The 10137-nt window shown below is 68.7% G+C and carries 12 protein-coding genes; 7 read left to right on the top strand and 5 right to left on the bottom strand.

Annotated features, from left to right (window positions below; translation table 11 throughout):
• Positions 1-638: 638 nt before the first annotated feature.
• The gene (locus tag ACTMTB_RS11895) at positions 639-893 is read right to left on the bottom strand and encodes a GntR family transcriptional regulator (protein ID WP_441144967.1); all 255 of its coding nucleotides are present in this window, start codon (positions 891-893) and stop codon (positions 639-641) included.
• Positions 894-1294: 401 nt separating this feature from the next.
• Between ACTMTB_RS11895 and ACTMTB_RS11890 the strand changes: the two genes are divergently transcribed.
• The 3 genes from ACTMTB_RS11890 to ACTMTB_RS11880 are packed head-to-tail and all read left to right on the top strand — an operon-like array spanning position 1295 to position 2063.
• Positions 1295-1549, top strand: a complete 255-nt coding sequence (locus tag ACTMTB_RS11890; RefSeq protein ID WP_441144965.1) for a hypothetical protein — start codon at positions 1295-1297, stop codon at positions 1547-1549.
• On the top strand, positions 1546-1812 hold the full coding sequence (locus ACTMTB_RS11885) for a DivIVA domain-containing protein (protein WP_441144963.1): 267 nt from the start codon (positions 1546-1548) through the stop codon (positions 1810-1812). Before ACTMTB_RS11890 ends, ACTMTB_RS11885 begins: the two co-directional genes overlap by 4 nt.
• Positions 1809-2063: a hypothetical protein gene (locus ACTMTB_RS11880; RefSeq protein WP_441145013.1), complete on the top strand. Its 255-nt coding sequence runs from the start codon at positions 1809-1811 to the stop codon at positions 2061-2063. Before ACTMTB_RS11885 ends, ACTMTB_RS11880 begins: the two co-directional genes overlap by 4 nt.
• Positions 2064-2506: 443 nt before the next feature.
• On the opposite strand, the gene ACTMTB_RS11875 is transcribed toward ACTMTB_RS11880, so the two are convergent.
• The 3 genes from ACTMTB_RS11875 to ACTMTB_RS11865 all read right to left on the bottom strand — a co-directional run bounded on the left by ACTMTB_RS11875 (position 2507) and on the right by ACTMTB_RS11865 (position 5918).
• The gene (locus ACTMTB_RS11875; RefSeq protein WP_441144961.1) at positions 2507-3181 is read right to left on the bottom strand and encodes a hypothetical protein; all 675 of its coding nucleotides are present in this window, start codon (positions 3179-3181) and stop codon (positions 2507-2509) included.
• A 176-nt stretch (positions 3182-3357) separates the two neighbouring features.
• Complete coding sequence (locus ACTMTB_RS11870; RefSeq protein WP_441144959.1) at positions 3358-5379, bottom strand: DEAD/DEAH box helicase; 2022 nt, start codon at positions 5377-5379, stop codon at positions 3358-3360.
• Positions 5376-5918, bottom strand: a complete 543-nt coding sequence (locus tag ACTMTB_RS11865) for a helix-turn-helix domain-containing protein (RefSeq protein ID WP_441144957.1) — start codon at positions 5916-5918, stop codon at positions 5376-5378. Before ACTMTB_RS11865 ends, ACTMTB_RS11870 begins: the two co-directional genes overlap by 4 nt.
• 70 nt (positions 5919-5988) lie before the next feature.
• Between ACTMTB_RS11865 and ACTMTB_RS11860 the strand changes: the two genes are divergently transcribed.
• From ACTMTB_RS11860 to ACTMTB_RS11850, 3 genes are all read left to right on the top strand, one after another.
• On the top strand, positions 5989-6447 hold the full coding sequence (locus tag ACTMTB_RS11860) for a type II toxin-antitoxin system PemK/MazF family toxin (RefSeq protein WP_441144955.1): 459 nt from the start codon (positions 5989-5991) through the stop codon (positions 6445-6447).
• Positions 6448-6729: 282 nt separating this feature from the next.
• Positions 6730-8040 carry an AAA domain-containing protein gene (locus tag ACTMTB_RS11855; protein ID WP_441144953.1) on the top strand — a complete coding sequence of 437 codons (1311 nt, stop codon included), beginning with the start codon at positions 6730-6732 and terminating at the stop codon, positions 8038-8040.
• A 150-nt stretch (positions 8041-8190) separates the two neighbouring features.
• On the top strand, positions 8191-8598 hold the full coding sequence (locus ACTMTB_RS11850) for a hypothetical protein (protein WP_441144951.1): 408 nt from the start codon (positions 8191-8193) through the stop codon (positions 8596-8598).
• An 85-nt stretch (positions 8599-8683) separates the two neighbouring features.
• Here ACTMTB_RS11850 and ACTMTB_RS11845 read toward each other — a convergent pair whose 3' ends face one another.
• The gene (locus ACTMTB_RS11845; protein ID WP_441144949.1) at positions 8684-9349 is read right to left on the bottom strand and encodes a hypothetical protein; all 666 of its coding nucleotides are present in this window, start codon (positions 9347-9349) and stop codon (positions 8684-8686) included.
• Positions 9350-9436: 87 nt separating this feature from the next.
• Here ACTMTB_RS11845 and ACTMTB_RS11840 point away from each other — a divergent pair, with 87 nt between their 5' ends.
• The gene (locus ACTMTB_RS11840; protein ID WP_441144947.1) at positions 9437-9937 is read left to right on the top strand and encodes a GNAT family N-acetyltransferase; all 501 of its coding nucleotides are present in this window, start codon (positions 9437-9439) and stop codon (positions 9935-9937) included.
• Positions 9938-10137: the final 200 nt, after the last annotated feature.

The following is a 10137-nucleotide window of genomic DNA, read 5'->3' as shown; positions in this document are numbered from 1 at the left end:
TTTGAGACAATCAACAGGCCCGCACACGCGGCTTGAACCACTCAACCCCGCGAGTCAACCGAACCCGGGGCAGTCCCACCCGCCACCGACACGGGTCGGATAGGCGGCCCCCTGGTGCTGTATTCATCGCGAAGTGGAAGCATAAGCGTCGTCCCTCGAGGCAAATGAGTCAAGCATTGGCTCCCGACGCTCATGTGGCCCGTTGGCCAGGCAAACTCGATCTGGGCTGGTCGGCCCGGAGCTGCCGAACGGGCTGCCCGCCTCGGCCGGTTTCCTGGCATCGGGCAGAAGAAGGCCAGCATGGCAGTGGAGATGCTCGCCCGCGACTTGGGGTGCCGATCGCCGACCTGTCCGGCAGCGTCATCGTCCTCGACGTACACGTCCGCCCGGTGTTCCTGCGCACTCAGCTTGCCGAGTACGACGATCTGAACCAGATCGTGGATGGTGGGCCGACGCCTGTACCCCGAGCGACCGGGCGAACTCGACCACCCCGCCTGGCTGGTCGGGCGGCAACTGTGTGGCGCCGGGGTTCCTGGCTCCGGGCCCGCGTACTGCATGAAGTGTGTGCACGGGATGTAGGTTGGGCGGCCGGCGTTCGAGGCAGCGGATCAACGCTCAAGTAGGCGCTCTGCTCTCGCTCACTCTCCGGACGATTTGGGGGCGCGTTCGGCGACGAAGACGCCCAAACCTTGGTGACCATACAGCTCACCCGTCTCGATGAGGATTGTGATGGCCTGGCGGACTGTCGACTGGCTGCCGACCTCGTACATCTCGGCGAGTGCCTTGGTGGACGGCAGCTTATGCCCGGGAGGCCACTCGCCCGTGGCGACGCGCTCCCTGACGTCGGCGATGATCCGCCGGTAGTGCGGCTCGAACTTCCGTTGTGCGGGCATGCAAAGTACTCCCAGCTAGGCCCACATATCTGATCACGGCAGCTGGGAGAACTTCAAGGGCAACGTTGACTTTACCAGTAACGCCGGTAAAGTTCGATGGCGAGGAAACACCCCAGCTAGGCACTGCGGTGGATCCTTCGTCGGAGCAGCACCCGCCTCGACCAGTCGGATGACCCGAATCTGCGCTGGCCAGCGCGCTGCTCCGACGCCCACGAACCTTTCGCCGCAAACGCTGCATGCACGCAGGCACGAGTTGGGCGGAGAACCCTCCGGCCGTGAGGCAGCGGCCGGAGAACCAGACAGGCCCGGGGCGGGTGCTGGGCTCCGGCCGGTACGGACGCGCGGTCGTATCGGCCGACCCCGCCCGCCTCGGCGCCGAAACCACCTCATCAGGGAGGGTCATGGACTCGATCGACGACATCCTCGGCGAACTACCCCTACCGCCCTACGTCACCGCCGAAGACGTCACCTTCGCCGTCAAGGCCGTCACCGTGCACGCCGCCGAGCAGTGGCCCGACGGCCCCCGCTGCCGTAACGACCGCGCCCCACACCCCTGCCGCCTCCACCGCTGGGGCCGCCGGGTCCTGAGCCGCCGAGGCCTGACCGACCGCGAGATCGAGGCTCTGGTCGCCGACCCGACAGCGAGGCAGCCGTGATCTACGTGACCGGGGAACGCCTACAGCCACACCAGGTCCGCGTCGCCGCCTTCGACACGCGCTGGCGCGGCCTCGACCCCGACCAGGTCCACGCCTACATCAACCAGCTCGCCGACGAGCTCGACCGCCTGCACCGCGAGCTGACCACCTCGAACACCGAGGCCGAACGCATCCGCCAAGCCCTGCGCCAATGGCAGGCCAGCCACACCGGCTGCCGCTTCACCGACCCCGACTGGTCACCCAACAGCCAGTGGCAACCATGACCGCGCCCCGCTGGATCATCCACCTGCCCACCACCCTGACCAGCCTCGACGCCGCCGCCGACCTGGCCGTCGCGCTGCGCGAATCGCTCGGCCACGTCGCTGCCCTCGACTTCGGCGAAACCACCCTCAGCGAGGAGGACGCGCAGCACCTCCGCCACCGGGTCTGGTGCGACGCTCGGCTCGATGGCGGTCGGCGCTGCCGGCTATGCGACGGGCACCCCGGATCGTGCGGGACCGCGGGGGAGGGCTGACACCGGTCGCGTCCGGGGATGCTCGACGCCGAAGAACTTCTGGCCGCCTTCACGCCTTCCCAGTCGTACACGATGGAAGCCGCCGCCGGCGCTCCTACCTCGCCCGGCGTGCACGTGGTCCTCGACCGCGGCACGTTCGTCTACGCCGGCTACACGGGGGACCTACGGCGGCGCCTTCGACAGCATCTGACGGGTAACCGGGGCTCTTCTGTGCTGCACGAGCAGGTCGGCCAGCTCCCCGACATGCCCGGTCACGAGGCGTCCGCCGATGACATCGCCGACTGGCTGGTCCGGTGCGAGGTCCGCTGGCAGGAGACCGACAACCCGGGAGGGTACGAAGGAAGCCCTGGTTTTGGCCTCAAGCCCCGCTTCGGCCGACCGGCGCGAAACGCCGTGGCAACGGGGGCAGCATGTCCTATGCGTCGAAAGCCGGATGAGGTGAACTACTCGCGACCGCGGACGTCTGGAGCGGGGAACCAAGCGTCGTCGCCAAGCGACCCGAGGTAGATGTACGAGAGGCCACTTTCGCCTCCATCCATAGGAGTGAAGAACTCCGCGGCTTCGTTGATGTAGATCCGCCCGCCTCGATGCCCTTTGACTCTCGCGAGACGGCCGGCGAGGGTTCGGGCCGCGTCGAGTCCAACGCTATCGGACAGAATCTCCTTACGTCTTCTCTGCCGTGTCATGATGTTGTATCTGATGTCGGTGCCGCCAGCGGCCAAGATGTACAAGATGCCGACGTGGGGCCCTGGCCAACGGTCGCCCGGAACTAGGTCTGGCGGCGGTACGGGACTAATCTCGTGCCCGTCGAAGTCGAACTTCAGTAGCTCGTGGTAGGTGCCCGCGTGGATGCATCCGCCGCCCGGATGTGGCACCAGGACATCGTGAAACTCGTTGATGTAGAAGGCGCCGCCGGGTTTGCCGTTCTGCTCCAGCTTCACACCGTTGACCATGCCGACGAGCTTTTCGTGTCGGTCAGTGGTCAGCAGCGCCTCCTCCCGCGCGCTGACGCGATAGATCAGCCGGACCTCCCAACCGCCGTTAGGGCTGGAAACGACCGAGTACTTGGCGTCCTTATTGGGGTTCGACGGTGACTGGCCGGGGTAAGGGTAGGACACACTGGCTCCTGTATCGGCTGATCAATCAGCGCCCCGGTGTGCGGTCGCCAACTCCGCCGACGGGGCGCTTACCGAGCCTAGTGCTGGCCGAGCTCCTCGTCTACTTAGGATCACGAATCGCCCTCAATGCTGGCCGATCTTCTTGAGTCGGCCGCCCTACGTATGACGAGCGCCGGTCACGATGGCCAGGCGAAGCCGCCCGGTACGTAAGCAAGAAAGTACCGCCGGCCGCCTTCGACGTACCAGGCTTGCCCGTCTCGACTCACGAAGAAGCTGATCCCTCGGTCGAACATCTGACGCCACCCATCCAGAACTCGCCGGGCGTTCGCCGCGAGATCAGCAGGCACTACATCATCGGTCAGGGCGAACTCAGTCGCACCATCCGGTGCGCGCCGCTCGATCACGCCACCCCTCTTCTGCCGGAGGCGATAAGTGCCGCCGTCCTTGTCGAGCGGCTGATGAAGCGGCGTGCCTGGCGTTAGCGTCGACGGGTCGATGCTCTCGTGGGCCGTCGGGGCGTTGAGGGTCTCAGCTTCGAACGGCTCCGAGAGCTGCCCGGCGACGTACGGGACTGTCCCTTCCGAACCTTCGCCCCATACGAGGACGAGGCGATGTGCAGGTGTAACCCGGAAGCGTCCCCCGGGGCGGCCCCGGATGCGCTCGACCATCGACGCGGCGTTCTGAGGGTTGCGGATCAAAGTGCCGGAGCCATTGGTGACGGTGCCGAGGGTGTCGACTGAGTACTCTTGGCCGACGAGCACGCCCTCCCAGCGAACGGGCGCATCCGGCGCTCGCCGGCTCAACCTCTCCCACTCCTGCTCCTCTGTTGGGCGCGGGGTGGCCGGAGGCCCCGGCACCATCTCCTTCGCCTGCTCGGGATCGCGGGGCCAGCGCCAGTAGTGGTTGGAGCCCTCGCCGGTGAGGTCAGCCCAGTCTTCCTTGGCGTAAATCTGCTCATCCACCGTCCCTGCGACGTAGATGAGGTGCATATCAGCGTGCTTCCGCGGCGCCGAGTCGTCGAAGCGGCGGCGCAAGACCCTGCCAAGAGCCTGGATCCGCTGACGAACACTAGAGGTGGCAGCGACCGATACACCCAGGTCCGCCTCCGGTACGTCGATGCCCTCGACCAGCGACTTCACAGACACCAGGACTTGGGCCTGCCCATGCCGAAATGCGTTTAGCGCGTTCACGCGCTCTCGCGTGCCAAGCCGGGAATGCTCCAGCGCGATTGAGAAATCCGCCATATGTTGCTTGATGTGGCGATAGAGTTGCTCCGCTTCACCAACCCGTTCATGAAACAAGAGCACACGGCGAGCTGAGCCATCTCGGAATGCATCCGCGATGATTCGATGGGCTACTCGGCTGCGGTCCGTGGCACGGTAGAGCAGGCCCTTGCGGCGGGACGTCGCGGCAATGTACCGGCGGGCGACTTGTGCGACGTCATCGCGGCGCCTTTGCAGCTGCTGCGCCCGTCCAACCTCGAAGCCGAGGGAGCGCAGCTCGTCGGCCAGGTCATCCACCTGTCGGCTGATTTTTTCGTACTCGCGTTGCTCTTCGTCAGTGAGCTGAATGCCGTGGTGGTGAATGTCGTAGTCCGGCAACCATCCGGCGAGTCGGGCGTCGCGAAGGGTGAACCGGTAGACCACGGGGCCGAGTCCTTGGCCGACGAGTTGCTCGTCGTAGCGCAGTAGCTGCCCCGTATCGTCTAGTTCTTCACGGTCAGGAGTGGCTGACAGGCCGAGCCGGTAGTCGGCCTTCGCATCCAGCACCCGAGAGAAGGTCGGCGCGCCCGCGCGATGGCACTCGTCGATGACAAGCATCAAGGGTTGCGCCGCCCGTGCCAAAGTCGGCAGCTGCTTGGCTGCGGTGTTGAGCACCGCCACCAGTGCCCGGCACGTGGACAGATCGGCTGAGCCGCCGGCTCCGAGGAGGCCGATGTCGGACGACTGCAGGGTCGTGAAGCGCTCGAGCGCTGCCTGCCACTGTCGGGCCAACGCCTCGGTGGGAACGACCACGGCAAGTCGCAGGTCCGGATCGCGTTCGGCCGCACGGGCAGCGCACGCGAGGGCAATCAACGTCTTGCCGCCGCCTGTGACGATCTCGAGCGTTCCCCGATATGAGCCGCCGTCGCCACTGACCCATGCCTCAACGGCCTCAGCCTGCCAGCGTGCTAGCTCGAAGCCACGCGTCCCGATCACCGGGTCTCCAAGTTTTCGTGATTCAGTACGCGGCGCACCTCGTCGCGGATGAGCGCGGGCAGCGTCGTCCGCGCCCAGGCGGCTAGCTCGGCCCGGACGGTCGCGGCGACCACGTCAGCGAGCCGGTCGAGTTGACCTTCTTCTAGAGATGCCTCGGTGGTGCTAGCCAGCCGCTCGCCTCCGTGGCGCTCAGCCTGATCTAGCCGTGATGCGTAGGCAACAGGGGGGCCGAACGCCAGATCCTCGGGCTGCTGTCGGTGTTCCCGGGCTGTCGGACTGGAGTCCGCACGCGCGAGTAACTCGGCCTGCGACAACTCGAGTGCCGCTGCGAGCTGCCGCAGAGCTTTCGCGGACGGCATCTTTGTGCCGTTTTCTAGCTCGGACAGGTACGGATAGCTCAGCAGGGCCCGCTCGGCTAAGTCCTTCCGCTTGAGGCCCAGCTCTGCCCGGCGGATCTGAATTGCTCGGCCAAGACCAGCAGGCGAGTCCGTCATGATCAACCTCTCCAGGCGTAATAAATCTGCCAGTGGCGTTGACATCCTACGCCTCTGGCGTAATATTTCGGCTGCCCGCATCGCCCCGGCCAACCTTGGCAGAAGGAATACGCCCGTGAACAAGAGTACTATGCTGCGCAAGCGAGACCTGACCAACGTCGGCGTACGACGCTGGCGAGTCGCTCCCGGCCCCGCCGACGCGTCGCTGCCGAACATGTCCGTTGTGCGCCTCGTGGCGCGAACCCGGTTGCGTCCGGGCGTAGTTGTCTGGGCGCGGGTGCCCTATCGCGAGCGGGACGAGTACAAGATCCGGCCGGCCGTCGTCTTCGAGTGCCGCGGCCGACGGGACGTCGTGATCCTCCCCTGCACCAGCTCACCCTCCCGCTACCGGTACATTGGGCGGCTCGTTGAGCTGAAGCACTTCGGGGCGGCGGGTTTGGGTCGGGCATCTGCGGTGCGGCGGGAGGCAATCAGCATCGATCTGGTTGACGTGTTGGATGTGATCGGCGAACTGTCGGACTTCGATGCCGACCGGGTGCTGGCGGCGGCGGTGGTGTCACGCCTGTCCGCGTGACGACGGCCTACTCCACCACGAGGACCGTCGTTCATCTGGCGGCGAGTAGCCGAGGCGCTAGGCCGGAACACGGCGACCCTCGGCGAGGAGAATCGCCAATTCCTGCGTACCCGCATCTGGTGCGACGCCAGGCTCGACGCGCTGGCCGCTGCGGCACCGCCGGCCTGTCGACGCCGCGCCGGTCCCCGACCGCGCGGCACAGCACGAGCGCCACGATCAGATGAAGCTCATATGGGCGGAACAGTTGCCGGTAGTCTGCGGGGCGCCTGGGAGGAGGGGCCGATGCTGGGGCTGGAAGTGCCACCCGCCGTCGAAGCGGAGCGCGTCATCACCGCCGTACTGGCCGAACTGCGCTCCGGCAACCACCGCGGCGTGGTGGTCGACTCGCCACCCGGCGCCGGCAAGTCCACCCTCGTCGTCCGCGCAGCAGTCGAGCTGGCCGCCGCCGGCGAGCCGCTGATCATCATCGCGCAGACCAATGAACAGGTCGACGACCTCATCGACCGGCTCGCCCGCAAGGCCCCCGAGCTGCGCATCGGCCGCCTCTCCGCCACCGACTACCAGCCCTCCGACCGGGTGAAGGGCCACGAAACGGTCAAGGTCGCGGCCAAGGTCGCCGACCTAGGCGGCCCGCCCGTCATCATCGGTACGGCCGCGAAGTGGGCCACCGTCACCGAGGGCTCCTGGCCCTGGGCGATCGTCGACGAGGCGTACCAGATGCGGTCGGACGCCCTGCTGCGGGTGGCTGGCCGGTTCGAGCGGGCGCTGTTCGTGGGCGACCCGGGCCAGCTCGACCCGTTCTCCACCCTCGAGACCGCGCGCTGGACCGGCCTGACCTGGGATCCGATGCAGTCGGCGGTGGCGGTGCTGCTGCGGCACAACCCCGAGCTACCCGTCCACCGCCTGCCCGTGTCGTGGCGGCTGCCGGCGTCGGCGGCACCGGTGGTCGCGGCGGCGTTCTACCCGTTCACCGGCTTCCGCGCCGGCACCGGCCCTGACGACCGGGCGCTGGCGTTTACCGAGCCAGGGCCGGGCGACGCGCTCGACGCGGCGGTGGAGCTGGCCGCCACCACCGGGTGGGCGCTGCACGAACTGCCGGCCGGGCACACCCTGCGCACCGACGCGGAGGCGGCGTCGGCGTGCGCCGCGCTGGCGCTGCGCGTGTTGCGGCGGGGAGCGGTCGCCGTCTCGGAGCATGCGCCGGCCGGCGCGCCGGTCACCGCCGATCGGATCGCCGTCGGGGCCGCGCACCGCGACCAGGTCGCGGCCATCCGCGCACACCTCGGCGAGGCCGGGGCGGGCGTCACCGTCGACACCGCCAACCGACTTCAGGGCCGCGAGTACGACGTGACGATCGTGCTGCACCCGCTCTCCGGGCGGCGGGACGCCACCGCCTTCCACCTGGAGTCGGGGCGGCTGTGCGTGCTGGCATCCCGGCACCGGCACGCCTGCATCGTGGTGGCGCGGGCGGGCGTCGGCGAGCTGCTGGACGCCCACCCGTCGACCGAGTCGGTGCACCTCGACGTGCCGGTCAAGTTCCCCGACGGCTGGGCCGCGAACCAGACGATGCTGGCGCACCTGGGAGCGTCGTAGACCACCAGGGGCGGCGATGCTCGCGCCGGAAGCCGCCGGCCAGATCGCCGGCGGAGGACCAGGGAAATTGAGCACCAGTCGGTGGAAGACCAGCCCTGAAGGCAGGCGACGGGGCTGCCGGACGGCGCGCTTCCTCGCTACCGTCCGAGGATGACCGAGATCGCGTACGGCGACCTGCTCGCCGGCTTCACGCCTGCCCTGCCGTACACGATGGACACGGCGGAGAACGCGCCCCGCGCGGCCGGTGTCCACGTGGTGCTCGCGGGCGACACCGTCATCTACGTCGGCCGCACCGGGAACCTGCGGGACCGGCTGCGCCAGCACCTGACCGGCAACCGGGGTTCGTCGGTGCTGCACGACCAGATTGGCCAGGAACTCGACCGGACCGGGCCGGTGGCGACGGCCAGCGACATCGCCCACTGGCTGAACCGGTGCGTCGTCCGCTGGAAGGAGACCGAGAGCCCGGAGGCCGAGAAGGAGGCCCTGGTGCTCGCTCTGACGCCGCGCTTCAACCGGCAGGTGCCCCGACCCCGCCCGGCTGCCGACCAGAACGGCTGACTCCTGTGCGGCGGCGATGCTGATTCGTTGACGTCATCAGCTCTGTAGCGACCGCCAACAGCCACCGCCGGCGGCGCGGGCGCCATCAGACGAAGCCCTCCTCGACCAGGATGACCTCTTTCGCGGTGATCTCGTGCCGCTGACCGGAACCGCCGACCACCCGCATCCAGCTCTCGGTCGTCAGCTTCGCCTGACCGTCCTCGACGGCGAGGGTGAAGTTGAAGCCGCCGTACATGCCGGGGACGGAGAAGTACGCTCCGTCGCGAGGCTTCTCCAGCAGCACCTCCAGCTCCGGCAGGCGCAGCCGGTGCTCGTTGACCAGGTTGCCGACGCGAGCGCGGATCAGCCCGTGGAAATGCTCCTGGACCGCGTGCAGCTCGTGGTCGGGTACGTCGACCAGGCGGGGCGGGGTCAGGACCTCCCGCAGGTGGTCATGGCCGAGACGGACGGCGATGTCCAACGCGCGTTCCCGGCGAGCGGTGCGCAGTGCCCGCCAGGCGCCCAGCTCGACCAGGCGTCGCACGACCTCGACGGGCGCGCCGGCGTTGGCGGCCTGGTGCAGCGGGGCGTACCAGGAGGTGCCGTCGAGGCGGGTGGCGTTGATCCAGTCGGCGTTACGGGGCTCGGCGAGCACTGCGAAGACGCCGTCCCAGTCGTACGCGCGGGCCCGGTCGGCCAGCTCGTGCCGGGCCTTCACCGCCCACGCCGACAGCGACTCGCTGCGGGTGATTCCGTCCCACCGATGCGTCATGAAGATCATTGTGTCGTGATGGCTCGTGACCCCGGACCGTCGGTGGGGGTTGCTTCAATGGGCGGCCACGACGGACGGGGGAGACGGATGACCGAGGTGCGCATCGCGCGGTGGGACGAGGACGACCTGGACCTGCTGCGTCGCCTCAACGCGCCGGAGGTCCGGCACCACACCGGCGGCCCGGAGACCGACGAGCAGGTGCTCGCCCGGCACGAGCGGTACCTGCAGGGGCCCGGTCCCCGCAGCGGCTGGATGTTCACCATGGTGCTGCCCGACGGGGTGAAGGTCGGCAGCGTCGGCTACTGGGAACGCGTCTGGCACGACGAGCCGGTCTACGAGATGGGCTGGGCGATCCTCCCCGAGCACCAGGGGCGGGGCCTGGCCACCGCCGCCGTCCGCGCCGTGGTGGCCGAGGCGCGCGCCCACGGTCGGCACCGGTGGGCGCACGCGTACCCGTCGGTGGACCACCCGGCCTCGAACGCGGTCTGCCGCAAGGCCGGGTTCACGCTGCTCGGCGAGACCGAGTTCGAGTACCCGCCCGGGCACCTGATGCGCTCCAACGACTGGCGGCTCGACCTGACCGGGTGAGGCCGGCGCGGCGGCGGCGCGGCGGCGGCTCGGCCGCCGCGCCGGTGGCGCCGGTCAGCGGGTACGGGGGCGCCGGCCGCGGATCGTCGGGGCGAGCCGGAGCAGGGCCAGGCCGGCGATGAGCAGGGTGGTGCCGGCGATCAGGGACCATCCGATGCTCACCCCGGTCACCGGCAGGGTGGCCGAACATCCGGCGGCGG

The sequence above is a fragment of the Micromonospora sp. L32 genome, from assembly GCF_052068055.1.
Lineage (GTDB): Bacteria > Actinomycetota > Actinomycetes > Mycobacteriales > Micromonosporaceae > Micromonospora > Micromonospora purpureochromogenes.
This window is presented reverse-complemented; position numbering and strand designations above follow the sequence as displayed.